This is a genomic window from Streptomyces sp. NPDC055506 (assembly GCF_053643595.1).
This window is the reverse complement of sequence record NZ_JBSHKH010000049.1, coordinates 1-14,806: the sequence shown is the minus strand read 5'-3', so window position 1 is coordinate 14,806 and position 14,806 is coordinate 1. Positions and strand designations below refer to the sequence as shown.

16 protein-coding genes are annotated in these 14,806 nt (G+C 66.8%); 7 read left to right on the top strand and 9 right to left on the bottom strand.

What is annotated here, in order from left to right:
* Positions 1-4: 4 nt before the first annotated feature.
* Positions 5-835 carry a helix-turn-helix domain-containing protein gene (locus ACWIF2_RS20020; protein ID WP_454361867.1) on the bottom strand — a complete coding sequence of 277 codons (831 nt, stop codon included), beginning with the start codon at positions 833-835 and terminating at the stop codon, positions 5-7.
* Between the two features lie 49 nt (positions 836-884).
* Here ACWIF2_RS20020 and ACWIF2_RS20015 point away from each other — a divergent pair, with 49 nt between their 5' ends.
* Both ACWIF2_RS20015 and ACWIF2_RS20010 read left to right on the top strand, forming a co-directional pair.
* Complete coding sequence (locus ACWIF2_RS20015; RefSeq protein WP_454361866.1) at positions 885-1,322, top strand: DUF2000 family protein; 438 nt, start codon at positions 885-887, stop codon at positions 1,320-1,322.
* A gap of 70 nt (positions 1,323-1,392) precedes the next feature.
* On the top strand, positions 1,393-2,085 hold the full coding sequence (locus ACWIF2_RS20010; protein WP_454361865.1) for a YqeB family protein: 693 nt from the start codon (positions 1,393-1,395) through the stop codon (positions 2,083-2,085).
* Here ACWIF2_RS20010 and ACWIF2_RS20005 read toward each other — a convergent pair whose 3' ends face one another.
* The 4 genes from ACWIF2_RS20005 to ACWIF2_RS19990 form a co-directional block, all read right to left on the bottom strand.
* Positions 2,086-2,505: a nuclear transport factor 2 family protein gene (locus tag ACWIF2_RS20005; RefSeq protein WP_454361864.1), complete on the bottom strand. Its 420-nt coding sequence runs from the start codon at positions 2,503-2,505 to the stop codon at positions 2,086-2,088.
* A 67-nt stretch (positions 2,506-2,572) separates the two neighbouring features.
* Positions 2,573-3,184, bottom strand: a complete 612-nt coding sequence (locus ACWIF2_RS20000; RefSeq protein ID WP_454361863.1) for a DinB family protein — start codon at positions 3,182-3,184, stop codon at positions 2,573-2,575.
* 51 nt (positions 3,185-3,235) lie between these two features.
* Positions 3,236-5,620, bottom strand: coding sequence for a hypothetical protein (locus ACWIF2_RS19995; protein WP_454361862.1), 2,385 nt, complete (start codon positions 5,618-5,620; stop codon positions 3,236-3,238).
* Between the two features lie 589 nt (positions 5,621-6,209).
* Positions 6,210-7,457, bottom strand: coding sequence for a helix-turn-helix domain-containing protein (locus ACWIF2_RS19990; protein WP_454361861.1), 1,248 nt, complete (start codon positions 7,455-7,457; stop codon positions 6,210-6,212).
* A 135-nt stretch (positions 7,458-7,592) separates the two neighbouring features.
* On the opposite strand from ACWIF2_RS19990, the gene ACWIF2_RS19985 reads away from it, so the two are divergent.
* A complete protein-coding gene (locus ACWIF2_RS19985; RefSeq protein ID WP_454361860.1) occupies positions 7,593-8,126 on the top strand; it encodes a hypothetical protein in 534 nt (177 codons plus the stop codon).
* The gene (locus ACWIF2_RS19980) at positions 8,123-8,662 is read left to right on the top strand and encodes a DUF6415 family natural product biosynthesis protein (RefSeq protein ID WP_454361859.1); all 540 of its coding nucleotides are present in this window, start codon (positions 8,123-8,125) and stop codon (positions 8,660-8,662) included. Before ACWIF2_RS19985 ends, ACWIF2_RS19980 begins: the two co-directional genes overlap by 4 nt.
* Positions 8,663-8,745: 83 nt before the next feature.
* Here the strand turns inward: ACWIF2_RS19980 and ACWIF2_RS19975 are convergent, their stop codons facing one another.
* A complete protein-coding gene (locus ACWIF2_RS19975) occupies positions 8,746-9,507 on the bottom strand; it encodes a phosphoglyceromutase (protein WP_382494968.1) in 762 nt (253 codons plus the stop codon).
* 162 nt (positions 9,508-9,669) lie between these two features.
* On the opposite strand from ACWIF2_RS19975, the gene ACWIF2_RS19970 reads away from it, so the two are divergent.
* Positions 9,670-10,992, top strand: coding sequence for an MDR family MFS transporter (locus ACWIF2_RS19970; RefSeq protein ID WP_454361858.1), 1,323 nt, complete (start codon positions 9,670-9,672; stop codon positions 10,990-10,992).
* A 103-nt stretch (positions 10,993-11,095) separates the two neighbouring features.
* On the opposite strand, the gene ACWIF2_RS19965 is transcribed toward ACWIF2_RS19970, so the two are convergent.
* From ACWIF2_RS19965 to phoU, 3 genes are all read right to left on the bottom strand, one after another.
* The gene (locus tag ACWIF2_RS19965; protein WP_454361857.1) at positions 11,096-11,347 is read right to left on the bottom strand and encodes an SCO4226 family nickel-binding protein; all 252 of its coding nucleotides are present in this window, start codon (positions 11,345-11,347) and stop codon (positions 11,096-11,098) included.
* 124 nt (positions 11,348-11,471) lie between these two features.
* Positions 11,472-11,627 (bottom strand): hypothetical protein, encoded by a 156-nt coding sequence (locus tag ACWIF2_RS19960; protein WP_454361856.1) that lies wholly within the window; start codon positions 11,625-11,627, stop codon positions 11,472-11,474.
* A gap of 191 nt (positions 11,628-11,818) precedes the next feature.
* Entirely contained in the window at positions 11,819-12,523 is a 705-nt protein-coding gene (phoU, locus tag ACWIF2_RS19955) for a phosphate signaling complex protein PhoU (protein ID WP_454361855.1), read from the bottom strand.
* Between the two features lie 264 nt (positions 12,524-12,787).
* Here phoU and ACWIF2_RS19950 point away from each other — a divergent pair, with 264 nt between their 5' ends.
* Both ACWIF2_RS19950 and ACWIF2_RS19945 read left to right on the top strand, forming a co-directional pair.
* Entirely contained in the window at positions 12,788-14,080 is a 1,293-nt protein-coding gene (locus ACWIF2_RS19950; RefSeq protein WP_454361854.1) for a sensor histidine kinase, read from the top strand.
* Complete coding sequence (locus ACWIF2_RS19945; RefSeq protein WP_030243122.1) at positions 14,077-14,757, top strand: response regulator transcription factor; 681 nt, start codon at positions 14,077-14,079, stop codon at positions 14,755-14,757. Before ACWIF2_RS19950 ends, ACWIF2_RS19945 begins: the two co-directional genes overlap by 4 nt.
* Positions 14,758-14,806 lie beyond the last annotated feature (49 nt).

Here is a 14,806-nt window from a genome sequence, read left to right as displayed (position 1 = left end):
CTGATCACTTGGCCCGGAAACGCCCGGGCGGCACCCCCACCAACTTCCGGAAGTGCCGGGTGAGATGCGACTGGTCGTAGAACCCGGTCGCCACCGCCACCTCGCTCGGCGTCCGCCCGTCGAGCAGCAGCCGCCGGGCGCGGCCCACGCGCAGGGACGTCAGGTACTGGTGCGGGGCGATGCCGAAGGCGGCACTGAACGCCCGTACGAGATGCGCCGGATGGGCCCCGACAAGCCCAGCGGCCTCCCTCAGCCCGATCCCCTCGACGACCCGCTCGTCCAGCAGTTCGCGCAGCCGTCGCGCCAGTGCGGGATCGACCGGCCGGGGTGCGACGAGGTCGCCCCGCAGATGCCCGCGCAGCCGCTCCCCGACGAACATCAGCCTGCTCTCGGCCTCCAGTTCCTCACCGGGCCGCAGCAGCGTGCCGTGCAACTGCCCGACGCGCCGCCGCAACAGCGGATCGCGCAGATCGGGCCGGTCGACGGCGGCGCCGATCAGCTCGTCGCCGAGATAGGTCCCGTCGAGATACAGCACCCGCTTGCGGAAGCCCTCCGACGTGACGGGAGAGCCGTTGTGCGGCACATGCGGCGGCAGCAGCGACACGGTGTCGTGCGGCGTTCCGTGCTCGTGCCGGTCGAGGTCGTACCGCACGGCGCCGGTGTCGACGATCAGCAGCGTCCAGGCCTCGTGGACGTGCATCGGATACGCGTACTCGGTGAACCGCGCGTGGAAGACCTCGACGACACCCGCGACGGGGGGCCGCCAAGCGGAGACGGTCCGGGAGGTCTGGGAGATCCGGGAGGTCCGGGAGGCCCGGGATGACTCGGAGGCCATGCAAAAAACGTACAAGACCCTGGCGGGGCCTGCCGGGCACGCTCGCATCATGAACACCGAAGCATCCCCGGAGCCGATCCGCTTCGATACGAAGATCGCCGTGCTGTTGCGCGAGGACTTGGAGCAGTGGCAGCGCCTGAACGTCACGTCGTTCCTGGTCAGCGGCCTGGGCACGCAGCTCCCCGAGGTGATCGGCGAACCGTACGAGGACGCGGACGGCGTGCCCTACCTGCCGATGTTCCGCCAGCCGGTGATGGTCTTCGAGGCCACGAAGGAAACCCTCACCAAGGCCCACACCAGGACCCTGTCCCGCTCCCTTCCCCGTGCGGTCTTCACGTCCGACCTGTTCGCCACGGGCAACGACCGCGACAACCGCGCGGCCGTACGGGCGGTTCCGACGGCGGACCTGGACCTGGTCGGCCTCCTGGTCCACGGCCCGAAGAACGCGGTGGACAAGGTGGTGAAGGGGGCGCGGATGCATCCGTGAGACCAAAGTCGGAGGCACGTAGACCAACGGCTGATGACAGGACGGAGGGCCCGTCCCGAGACTCTGTCTCATGGAGGAAGCCAAGAAGGTCCGCATGGGAGCCGAACTCGGGGAATCGACCTGGGCCATCGTGCTCTTCTGCGTCGGCTGCGGTGCCGCCGCCGGCGCCCTGCTCCCTCTCCTCGCCCGCTGGCTGCTGAGCCTGCCGTGGGCACCGCTGGAGGGCCCGGCCGAACTGCTCACCTCGATCCCGGAACCCGCCCTCACCCTCGGCACAGTCGGGGTGGGCGCACTCGCCGGCCTCCTCCTGGGCTTCACCGCCGTGCACGAGTCGCTGTCGGTGAGCATCTCCGACACCCACGTGACCCTGACCATCAGGGACAGCGCCCGGTCGTTCGCCCGCGAGGAGATCGCGACGTTGTTCCGGGACGGCAAGCACCTGGTCGTCCTGGCCCCGGACGGCATGGAACTGGCCCGGGAACACAGCGGCCTGCCCTGGCCTCGCCTCACAACGACGCTTTCCTCGTACGGCTACCCGTGGTCGGACCAGGACCCCCACCAAGCCGACTACCGCCGCTGGGTCCCCGGCACCCCGGGCCTCCCCGAGGGCGCGGACGCCCTGCTCAGGGCACGCGCGCAAGCCCGAAGGAACTCGGACGCCGCCGACGACGCCCGGGAGCTGCGCGGTGAACTGCTGCGGCTGGGGGTCGTCGTACGGGACGAGGAGAGGCGGCAGTACTGGCGGCTGGTGGGGAGGGACTGATCACGGGGCGCAGGCCTCGGCGATCGACAAGCTGTTCTCATAAAGGTGATGCCGCGTGATCCGCCCACCCTCGACGGTGAGCCGCAGCGCGAACGGCCCCTCGAAGGACTTCCCCGTCGCCCGTACGGTCCCCGACACATGCCCCATCAGCACGGCGTCGGCGCCGTCGACGAGAAAGGAATCGACGGAGGCGCGGGCATCCTCGGGCACGGTGTACTCCATCAACTCGGCTGCCTGCGCGGCACACTCGGCAGCGGTGGACCGCGGACGTATCCACGGCACTCCCGGATTCTCGGCGAGCACCCAGTCGACCTTGTCGGCGAAGAGCGCGGTGAGCCCTTCGATGTCCCCGGCGAGACGGAGCTCGAGGAACCTCTGAACGGTGGCGCGGGTCGCGTCCGCGGTGGTGGTAGGCGTCATGAAGCCCAGACTGCCGGGACACCGCAGGAGCGTCGATTACGTCCCAGGTAAGGAAACCCGGCGTCGATCACTGCCCGACGCGACCGTCGATCAGCTCGCGCAGAAGGTCGGCGTGGCCGCAGTGCCGCGCGTACTCCCCGATCTGCGCCACCAGGACATCGCGCAGCTGAAGCTGTCCACCGGGTTCGGGCCCGAGATCGGAGAACCCGGCGTTCCGGGTGGCGAGATCGCCGACGCCGGCCAGATACCGATCGGTGAGCTCCACTTCCACCCGCCACTGCCGCCAGGCACCATCCACGACCCCCGGATCCGCGACCGCCCCGTTCCAGTCGCCGTCCCGGTCTTCCTCGGTCCGATACAGCTTCGGCGCATCCTCACCGGCCATCACCCGCCGAAAATGCCGCTCCTCCTCAGCCATGTGCCGCACCAGCCCCAGCAGAGACATCGTCGACGGCGGCACAGACCGCAGGGCCATCTGCTCGGCGTCCAGGCCCCCACACTTCATTTCCAGGGTGAGTCGGTAGTGGCGCAGGTTCTCGAGCAAGGTGCTGCGCTCATCGACGACTTCGGTGTCGGTCTCACGGGGGTCATCATCCGGATCGACCCACATGTCGGGGTAGACGATGGACTGCGTCCACCGAGCCACAGCTCGTTCAGTGGTGTGCTCACCCGAGACCATGGGGGCATGGTGGACGAGGCGGGAAGGTTCCGCCACTGGATATCGGGCTTTTCAGCTCCGGTGCGGAGAGCCTGCACGCCTGGTCGGGTCATCCCTAAAGGCTCCTGGCTTTCTGCCTACCTCCCTAACCCGACCAAAAGGTCTGAAAACGCCATTCTCTATGGGTTCATGGAATGCTTTGGCCAGGGTCTCCCACCTGTTTGCCAGCTGCGTGCAGAGCTTCGATATATCATCCGCAGTTGGCGAACTCGGCAAACTGCCTATGCACCATTTCCGACGACTCGCAAGAATCTTCGCCAAATCCTTGATTCGCTGCTCTCTCTCCTCGAGGACGTCCGTCACTTTAGTAGTGCAGCCGCGGGCGTGATCGGCATATAGGTCGATCAACGGGTCGTTGCTGAACGAGGGATAGGGAATCGTGAATTCGTATGTCACATCATTTGGTGAAGAGTCGTGCCCGAATTGGCGCATCGCATTGATGAATTCGTAGCGCGTCTGCCAATGTCGCCTATTCTCAACCAATTCGGCTACCCGGTCCCACCCTTCCTTTTCCTTCCTCAGCCACTCATGAAGCCTCTTCTGCGATAGGCTCCCATTTGAGGTGCGAGCGCTGCGATAATCCCATACGGCGGCAGCCGTGGAGGCCGATCCTTCGATAAGTAGCTGCTCATAATACAGCAGTTCGATCTCTTGAACATTGTCAGGATGAGGTTGGTTCGGGCATGTCGTGGGGAAATGCCGTTTTGCCCAGTGGGAAAATTTTTGCCTTCTGTGAAGAACGACAAGATCGGGGTCATCTTCCGTAACCCATGAGCGAATTGAGCTGGCGAACCCACTGTCCTGAAGCCGCAAAGATTTTTCAAGTGATTCCACAGCTTTGTCGGCCAAACCCTCATCCTTCTCCGCGGTAGAAGAGTGGTTGTCAGACGAGCCCGGCTTAGTCGGAGTCAGGCAGACGGCATAAATGCAAGCGACATCGTAGAAGTCCTGCCAATGCGGAGACAGGCGGGAAAGCCTCATGCCGTGACGGCCAAACGACACTCGGCGTGATACCTCCTGTGCGTCGATAGGCCAGTGCATTCCCACCAATCTAGGCGCAAACTCGAACGTGCGTATTGCTTGCCAGAGTGCATTCGCAATCGCTGGCCGCTTGATGGCTCTGTAAGCTGCCAAGTACTTGAGGCCGCGGGAGTCGGCTGCTTCTCCAAGGCGAAGGTTCCGGGTCCAACACCGCCGGACTGGGTTACACACCAACAAGAGGCGTAGAGCGGCTCGTGGAATTTTCCGCTCTGGGATGGTCCGTGGGAAGAAGTAGGCTCGACTCAATTGCTGCGCCTTGACTTGCCCTAGGAATTGGAAGAACTCTTGCTGAAGCAGCCTCTCTGAGTTCTTTCCGAGAGGCTTGTTAGGGAGCACTCCGTCAATTTTATGGTCGTTTGACTTTCCTTCGTGATCACAAAGGTATAGTTGGAAACCTTGAAAGTCGCTCGTGAAAATTTCCTTAATTTGACCACGAAGGTCTGCGCACTCTTCCGCTCGCGGCCCGGAAATCTCGTAAGGTGGCGACCAATCCCCACTCAAACGCTCACCCATGCCTAGCAGGATCGCCTGTCGATATCGCGCCATGAGTAGGGGAACCCTCCACCAGCCCCTGCGAATAAATATACCTTTCCTTTGGAAATAGACTGGCTTCCTCTTGAAAGCGTGGTAAATCTTCAGGTCCATACTCGAGGGAGCGAGGTCAATTACGCCTTCGTACGTGACAAGCGCATCGAGATGAAGTCCTAGCTGCTCTTGAAGCAGGCCGACCTCAAGTCGAAGATATGGATTGCGAGGATCGAGATTAAGAGCCTCGTAATAGTGCCCAAGAGCTTCGTCGAAGCGCCTCTCTGCCTTGCATTGCTGTGCTTGTTGGACAACCTTGAAAAGTGGGCCCGGGATGGCGAGCCGCCGCCATGCCTGCCATGGCGGTTGGTCTACAAGTTTTGTCAGCGGAAGGATGAAAGCACATACGTCGTACGCCGCTTTGTCTATGGCCAGCTCCCAGGTCTCATCTGTGTAGGTGATGGGCTGGCTGGCCCACTTAGGCAACACCATGACCTGTACGGTCACACCGCGCTTCCCGTCCTCGCTGTTGAAGAGGGCGCCATTAACCTGATAGGCGTAACTGATGTTGCCTGCCGCCAATAGTTTGCCGATGCTTATAGCCAAGCTTGCGCCTACGTTCCTTGTGTCCACCGTCGGACTGTGCAATACCTCCGCAAAATCAATTTGCTGCGCTCCTCCTGGAATCGGTGCCGGGGCTTGAATGTTTACCTCGTTGAGCCTCTCGCGGAAGTAAGTGGTCAGTCTGTCTGTGGACAGACTGTGTCTGACAGTCTCATCTCTTAGCGGTGTCACGGAAATGGGCCCTGGTTTGTTGATTTTCAGGGCCATGCTGAACCTTCGCCAACAGTAGACGGCTATCAGGAGGAAGGCGGCAAGAATAAAGAATCTGTAGGGTCGCAAATGCCATAGGGTTTGCAGAATCCAGTTACCTTCCCGCTTCGTGAAGTCGGCCCAAAAGGCCGAAACTCCACAGAGTACCGCCACAGATGAGATTATGCAGAGAGACAGCCACAGCGTAGGTCGAGGCTCGGGGACGGCAGCCTCGGCCCAGTGGCCTTGCTTTCGGCTCCTCCGAGACATGAGTGCCTCCAGAACGGAGTGAGTGCATGCGGCCAGGCAACCTCTATGACCGATTCTAAGAAGCTGGGCTTCAGCTCGCACCTTGGCGCCAATGCGGACACCTGATGGCGGCTCCTTTCAAGCATGCTATTGATGAATTGTCAATTTCTACCAAGTGAATGGTTGCAAGCTGCCTGTGCCTTGGTCCGCCGCATTCGGGCCGCGTTTTGGCCGCTCCCAAGGGTGAACCCTTGAAGCTCTATGGCGACGGGCCCGGTGCTCCGCGCGCGGTGAGCGGAGCGAGCCGCCTTGAACGGGTAGCGAGAGTTGCTGACTCAATCTGTAGGGAAGAGCCGGTTCAGTCGTGATCTCGCAATGCGGCAACCAGTTGGTGTCCTTCCCTGGCTCCGCGTCGCAGGAGAACCGCCGCTGTGGTGTGGAGTTCGTTCCAGGAGTGAGGGCGCCCGATGGCTGAGGCGTCGGAGACGGCCGTCATGGCTGCCGCCAAGGCTGGAGCTGCTTCACCGGCGCCGGCGAAGGCGTGGGCGAGGCAGGTCTGGTACCAGGTTCTGTCGCGTCGGTAGTCGTCCGGCAGGGCGTTCAAGCCGGTGGTGAGGTGGGTGATGGCTGTCTGCCAGTTCCGGAGGTGCAGGGCTGCCATGCCGCGTTGCAGGGTGAACCAGGTTTCGCCGTAGAAGTACATCCACGGGGGCTCGTCCTCGGGGTGTTCCGCGGCCCGGCTGATGAGGGCCTGTGCGTCGTCCAGGTGGCGTTCGGCTTCGTCGGCGTCGCCGTTGAGGGCGTGGCCGCGGGCGGTCATCTGGGCGGCCATGCCTTGGACGCCGAGGGATGTGCCGGGGGCGGACCAGCGGGCGGCTTCAGCGAGTCGTACGCAGCGGGTGCCGCGTCCGCCGGACCAGGCCATGTGGGCCTTCATGCTGAGGGTGGTCGCGGCCATGTCGGCGTCGCCGGCTTCCAAGGCCCATTCGTGGCTGCGGTCGTACCAGGCCAGCGCGGCGGCCGTCCGGCCTTGGTCCTGCGCCATCCAGGCCAGGAATTGGGCGTGTTCGGAGGCGAGGCGGATCACGCGGTCGGCGAGCGGGCCACTGGCAGCGGCGTAAAGGTCGACGACGGTGCTGAGTTGTCGGCGCATCACCTCGACGAGGGGGCGGGAGCCGATCACGTCCTCTGCGCGGCGGTGTTCAGCGAGCAGGCGGTCCAGCCAGTCCAGGGTGGCGGCGTCCACACGGTGTGCTGTGTCGACGACGCTCGTGACACGGGCCAGGAGGTCTTCGTCGGGTCCGGGGCCGGCGAGGGAGAGTGCGGGGACCGGTGTTGTATTCGGGTGCTCCGGTGGAGTGTGCAGGGACGTTGGGATGTCGAGCCCTGCCGTGATGCGCTGCCGTACTTCGAGCGAGGTCACCCGGCGTCGTCCGCGTTCGATGTCGGAGACGTCGGGTTGGACTAAGCCGACGAGTTCACCGAGCTTGGTCTGGCTCAGGCCGGTGAGCTTGCGGTAGGTGCGGAAGACCTGGCCCCAGTCTTCAACCGTGACCGCAGAGGCGAGTGCGGGATGGGACCAGAGGTCCGTACGGAATTCCCCCATAGCTCCAATATAGGGCGCTCCTATGGGGCTTGGGATGGGAGCAATCGGCACCTGGCGCAAGGGTCTTCCTGCAAGGACCCTGGCGACCGTGCGACCGGTCCCGGGGCATGGCCAACGCTGTCGAGGAGCGCTGACATGACAGAGATTAGGTTCCCGGGGGTCTCCTGCCCGTCCCCGGCGAGTGCGCCGGACTACCCGACGGTCGCGCGGTGGCTGGCATCGGCCCATCCGTCACCGGACACCGCGCGTGGAGAGTGGAACGGTGCCGCGAAGCTCGCCGTGATTCCGTTGGGGAGGGTCTTCGAGGCGGTTCGTCTGCCCGAGCGGGTCGTGCATCGTGCGGTCGCGAGCGCGGATCGGGACACGGTGAGGGATCGGCTGGCCCGGTGCCTCAGCGGTGCCCCGGTCATCCACGACCCGGGTTTCCGCCGTTACTACGCCCTCGTACCGCCCGGCACCGAACAGATGTGGTGCGCGCCGGTCGCGGAGTGCCTGGGCGAGGGCACGTACCTCGGAGTGCCGCGAGCCGACCGCACCGCATTCGATGAACAGACGCGGGCGTCCTACTGGGCCGTACCCCTCTTCCGGCCCGGGCGGCTGGGCATGGCGGTCGACGTGCTGGCTCTTGCGATGGCGGGTCGCTGCATTGGTGACGAGGACGAGTCATGACCGCGCCGCCCATCAGCAAGGCCACGCCGCCGCTGGACCTCGAGACCATGCGCGCCAGCGCGGACCGCCTGCTCGCGAGCGACACGGAAGCGCCCTCCCCGGAAACGCTGGAGACGCTCATGCTCCAACTGCACGGACACCTCATGCTTGCCGTCCCCGAGGTCGAGACGGTGGCGCTGGCTCTGCCCGAAGACAGCGCGGCGAGAGCCTGTGCGTCGTTCTGCATCGGTGAAGCCCGGCTGCGGCTCAGCGCCCAGCCCGGTCGCGACCCCTCCGCCCGGGTCGCCCACGCGGAACGCCTCGCCCGTTCCGTCCGAACCCTCTGCGACCACTACGAGAACGAGAACCACCAGTGCCCGAACGCCCCCGAGCGAGCCGCCTACCTGCGCATGCTGCTGCACTGCCCCGCGTGCCCGGACTGCCGGGCCGTGGATGACAGGGGCGAGACCGTCGGCGGCTGCGTGACCGGGGACCGGCTCTACGAGGAGTACCGGCAGGCCCGGCGCGGTGGGCCAGGCCCACGGGAGTGGCTCTGACCGCCCAGTGACAGACCGCCCCAACCCAGAAAGCCCCCGCCCCGCGAACAAACCGCAGGTCGGGGGCCTAAGGAGGGTTCGAACTACTTCTTCTTCCCCTGGTTCTTGACCGCCTCAATGGCAGCCGCAGCCGCCTCAGGGTCCAGGTACGTCCCCCCCGGCTTCACCGGCTTGAAGTCCGAGTCGAGCTCGTACGACAGCGGAATGCCCGTCGGGATGTTGAGGCCCGCGATGTTCTCGTCGGAGATGCCGTCGAGGTGTTTGACGAGGGCGCGCAGCGAGTTTCCGTGGGCCGCGACCAGGACCGTCTTGCCCGTCAGCAGGTCCGGGACGATCGCGTCGAACCAGTAGGGGAGCATGCGGTTGACGACGTCCTTGAGGCACTCCGTCTGCGGGCGCAGCTCCGGAGGCAGGGTCGCGTAGCGCGGGTCGGAGAACTGGGAGTACTCGGCGTCGATGTCCAGCGCCGGGGGCGGGGTGTCGTAGGACCGGCGCCACAGCATGAACTGCTCCTCGCCGAACTCGGCGAGTGTCTGCGCCTTGTCCTTGCCCTGCAGGGCGCCGTAGTGGCGCTCGTTCAGGCGCCAGCTGCGGTGGACCGGGATCCAGAGGCGGTCGGCGGACTCCAGGGAGAGCTGCGCCGTGCGGATGGCGCGCTTCTGGAGGGACGTGTGCACGACGTCGGGGAGCAGGCCGGCGTCCTTGAGCAGCTCGCCGCCGCGCGTCGCCTCCTTCTCGCCCTTCGCGGTGAGGTTGACGTCCACCCAGCCGGTGAACAGGTTCTTCTCGTTCCACTCGCTCTCGCCGTGGCGGAGGAGGATCAGCTTGTACGGTGCGTCGGCCATGCCCCAGAGCGTAATCCACGCATTCGCCCGTTCGCGTGGCTGCCCGGCAGGCGGACGCTTGACCGGATCCGTTAATTGAGTGGCCGCCGTCAAGCCGCCGCTCGTAATTTGTGACTCCCATATGCGTCACTTACGCGCGGCCACTTACATCCGGGGGAGTCCATGCCGTACGCCGTCCGCGCCAGACGTGCCGTCCAGGAGACCGTCTCGGGGCTGCCCCGCGAGTTCTGGTGGCTGTGGACCAGCACACTCGTCAACCGGCTCGGCGCTTTCGTCGCCACCTTCATGGCGCTGTACCTGACGCTCGACCGCGGCTACTCCGCCACGTACGCCGGTCTGGTCGCCGCCCTGCACGGGCTCGGCGGAGTGATCTCCTCGCTGGGCGGCGGGGTGATGACCGACCGGCTGGGCCGGCGGCCGACGCTCCTCATCGCCCAGGCCTCGACCGCCGTGTCCGTCGCGCTCCTCGGGTTCGTGCACGACCCGGTCGCGATCGCCGGTGTCGCCTTCCTCGTCGGCATGGCCAGCAACGCCTCCCGGCCGGCCGTGCAGGCGATGATGGCGGACATCGTGCGGCCCGAGGACCGTATCCGCGCCTTCTCCTTGAACTACTGGGCGATCAACCTCGGCTTCGCCGTGTCCTCCATGGCCGCGGGGTTCATCGCCGAGGTCAGCTACCGTGCCGGGTTCCTGATCGAGGCCGGTATGACGATGGCCTGCGCGATCCTCGTCTTCCTGAGGCTGCCGGAGTCGAAGCCGGCCGAGACGGTGAGTAAGAACCCGGCCGAGGCGGACCGGGACGACTCCGTCAGCCTCGGCACCGTGCTGCGCGACGGGCGCTTCATGAGCGTCGTCGGGCTGTCCTTCCTCGTAGCGCTGATCTTCCAGCAGGGGTCGGTGGGGCTGCCGGTGGCGATGGGCGAGGCCGGGTTCACCCCGGCCGAGTACGGCATGGCGATCGCCGTCAACGGCGTACTGATCGTCGTCCTCCAGATCCCCGTCACCCGGTTCATCGAGCACCGCGACCCCCGCCGGCTGCTCGTCGTCTCCTCGCTCCTCGCGGGGTACGGCTTCGCCCTCACCGCCTTCGCCGGGTCGGTCGGCGTCATCGCCCTCACGGTGTGCGTCTGGACGCTGGCCGAGATCGTCAACGCCCCGACGCAGACCGGCCTGGTCGTCCGGCTGTCTCCGATGCACGGACGCGGCCGCTACCAGGGCATGTACACGATGTCCTGGTCCGTCGCCGCCCTCGTCGCCCCGCTGCTGTCCGGCTTCGTCATCGACCGGGTCGGGGCGGAGTGGCTGTGGGGACTGTGCGCGGTGGTCGGAACGGTGGCCGGGCTGGGATACGGGCTGCTGATGCGGCGACTGCCCGAGGAGGAGCCGGCGGAGGAGCCGGTGGTGGAAGCTGCGGCGGAGAAGCCGGGTGAGCCCGCTGAGAGGAACTTGGCACCGATCCCTGAGGGACCCGCGGCAAGCCTCTGATCCTCTTCCGGGATGGCCGCGCGACCGGCACGACGCACACGGCGGCACACCGCGACACACGGCGGCACACCGCGACACACGGCGGCCGGCCGCTCACCTCACCTCACTGAATCGACAGCGGCACCGGATGGATCTCGTCGGCCTTGTGCCCGGCGCGCTCGTGAACGCGCTGGATGGCTTCGGCCGAGGGCGCCTCGGAGAGGCAGTAGACCATGCCGGACTCCGGGTCCGCCCAGGCCCTCTCGAAGTGGACGCGCTCTTCGCCCTCTATGGCGAGGTCAGCGTTGTGGGCCTCGCGCAGCTGCTCTTCCGTGATGCCCTTCATGCTGTGGTGGACATCCATGAACTTGGCCATGGCCCGCGCCTCCTTCCGTACGAACCCCCAGTGAGCCCTCAAGTCCATGCTCCGCCCGTATGCGCACGCGGGCGACCTCAACGCCGTAGGGCCCCGGCGGCGAACCACCGGGGCCCTACGGAATTCAGCCGCACTGGCAGGGGCTGCCCGACTGACACCCGCAGCCGCAGCCCGAGCCGCAGCCGCACGCGGCGATCAGGGTCAGGTTCCTGACCTCGGCGGGCTGCTCGGTCTGGCGCTCCTGCGTGGGGTCGGGCGTGGTGCTGGGGGAATCGGCCATGGGTTCCTCCTCGAGGCTGGTGCCTGTGCCCATTGGACGCCTGTTCCGCTGGGCGCATCAACGGCGCACTGAGGCTTGCGCGCGCCCCGGCCGACCCTCAACCGCCCCCAGCGGGCCCGTACCCCCGCGGCCCACGGAACCGTCCCCCCCCGGCCCACGGACCCGCCCCCCGGCCCGCTCCCACTCCGTGCTCAGGCGCTCTCCGCCTCCGTCTTCACCGCCTGGATCTCCGGCTGCACGTCCGGCTGGATCTCGTCGGCGTGCTCGCCCGTCACCAGGTACACCACGCGCTTGGCGACCGAGACCGCGTGGTCGGCGAACCGCTCGTAGTAGCGGCCCAGCAGCGTGACGTCCACGGCCGTCTCGATGCCGTGCTTCCAGCGGTCGTCCATCAGGTGCTGGAAAAGGGTGCGGTGCAGCAGGTCCATCTCGTCGTCGTCCTGCTCCAGCTGGAGCGCCAGGTCGACGTCCTTGGTGATGATCACCTCGGCGGCCTTGGCCATCAGACGCTGGGCGAGCTGGCCCATCTCCAGGATGGTGGCGTGCAGGTCGCTCGGAACCGCGCGGTCCGGGTAGCGCAGGCGCGCGAGCTTCGCCACGTGCTGGGCGAGGTCGCCCGAGCGCTCCAGATCGGCCGACATGCGCAGCGATGTGACGACGATGCGCAGGTCCGTCGCCACCGGCTGCTGCCGTGCCAGCAGGGCTATGGCCCGGGCCTCCAGGTCGTGCTGGAGCTCGTCGACCTTCTGGTCGGCCTCGATGACGGCCTCGGCCAGCTTCAGGTCGGAGTCGAGCATGGCGGTGGTGGCGCGCCCGATCGCCGATCCGACCAGCCGGGCCATTTCCACCAGACTGTCGCTGATCGAGTCCAGTTCCTCGTGGTACGCGTCCCGCATCAGGCTTCCCTCTCGTGCGTCTGTGTCGGGGGTTCGAGGGCCGGGGCCCACCGAACGAGCCGGGGCCCACCGAACAACCGGCGGTACGACCGTCGTATAACCAACGGTCCGAACCCCACGCTCCCACGTTCCGGCCTGTACGCGTCCGTTTCCGTCATCCCAAATGAACCAATACTGGCTCCAAGGTGAACTCTGGGCGACGAGTGTTCGAGGTCGCAGTCCGACGGCTGTGGCCCGCGCCCGAGCCATGCCTAACCTGGGTGCATGGACGTGAACGCGGCGGTCGCCGCAGTGGCAGCGATCGCCGGGGTGCTCACCGGTGTCATCGCCATGCTGGCGTTCCGGTGGAGCGAGCGCGAGCAGAAGCGCCCCACACGTACCTCCCTGCACACGGACCCGGTGCTTCCGCCGGGCGTGGACACCGTCCTGTCGGTGCTCAGGTCCTCCGCCGTCGTGCTCGACGAGGCGGACGCCGTGGTCAAGGCGAGCTCGGCGGCGTACGCCCTCGGGCTGGTCCGCGGCGGCAAGCTCGCCGTCGAGCCGATGCTGCAGATGGCCCGGGACACCAGGCGCGACGGGGAGATACGCCAGGTGGAGCTGGATCTGCCGCGGCGCGGTACCGGACGCGGCGAGGCCCTGGCCGTCTCCGCGCGAGTCGCGCCGCTCGGCTCCCGGCTGGTGCTGCTGCTCGTCGAGGACCTCACCGAGGCCCGCCGTATCGAGGCGGTCCGGCGCGACTTCGTCGCCAACGTGAGCCACGAGCTGAAGACTCCGGTCGGCGCCCTCTCCCTGCTCTCCGAGGCCGTCATGGACGCCTCCGACGACCCCGAGGCCGTCGAGCGGTTCGCCGGGCGCATGCAGATCGAGGCCACCCGGCTGACCAGCCTGGTCCAGGAGCTCATCGACCTGTCGCGGGTGCAGAACGACGACCCGCTGGAGGACGCCGAACCGGTCCGCGTCGACGAACTCGTCGCCGAGGCCATCGACCGCTGCCGGCACCAGGCCGGCACCAAACAGATCACCATGGCCGCGGGCGGCACCGCCGACCTGCACGTATGGGGAAACCGCGGCCAGCTCGCCGCCGCACTCGGCAACCTCGTCGAGAACGCGGTCAACTACTCGCCCGCCCGTACCCGCGTCGGCATAGCCGCCCGCAGGGTGAACGCGTCCGGCGGGGAGCACATCGAGATCGCCGTGACTGACCAGGGCATCGGCATCTCCGACAAGGACAAGGAGCGCATCTTCGAGCGCTTCTACCGCGTCGACCCCGCTCGCTCCCGTGCCACCGGTGGCACGGGCCTGGGGTTGGCGATCGTGAAGCACGTGGCCGCCTCGCACGGCGGGGAGGTCTCGGTGTGGAGTGCCGAGAACCAGGGCTCCACCTTCACCCTGCGGCTGCCGGAGGCCGGTGCGGCCCGCGACCGCGCACATCAGCAGCCCGCCCGAGAGATACGCGCAGGAGGCGCGGGCCTCGACGAGGAGGCCGGGCGGTCCACCCCCACATCCCCCGAATCAACCGCGTACGAAACGCTTCCCGCCCCGGAGGTCCTTCCGTGACCCGAGTGCTTGTCGTCGAGGACGAGGAGTCCTTCTCCGACGCCCTGTCGTACATGCTCCGCAAGGAGGGCTTCGAGGTCGCGGTCGCGACCACGGGCCCCGACGGACTCGACGAGTTCGAGCGCAACGGCGCCGACCTCGTCCTCCTCGACCTGATGCTGCCCGGCCTGCCGGGCACCGAGGTGTGCCGCCAGCTGCGCGGCCGCTCCAATGTCCCCGTCATCATGGTGACCGCCAAGGACAGCGAGATCGACAAGGTCGTAGGCCTGGAGATAGGAGCCGACGACTACGTCACCAAGCCGTTCTCCTCGCGCGAGCTGGTCGCCCGTATCCGGGCCGTCCTGCGCCGCCGCGGCGAGCCCGAGGAGGTGACCCCGGCCGCGCTGGAGGCCGGTCCGGTCCGCATGGACGTCGACCGGCACGTGGTCACCGTCGGCGGCACCAAGATCGACCTGCCGCTGAAGGAGTTCGACCTGCTGGAGATGCTGCTGCGCAACGCCGGGCGCGTGCTGACCCGGATGCAGCTCATCGACCGGGTCTGGGGCGCCGACTACGTCGGTGACACCAAGACCCTCGACGTCCACGTCAAGCGCCTGCGCGCCAAGATCGAGCCGGACCCGGGCGCCCCGCGCTACCTGGTGACGGTCCGCGGCCTGGGCTACAAGTTCGAGCCGTAGACCGGCGGCGCAGGACGGAAGCAGAAGGGCGGGGCCTCTCCTTCGAGAC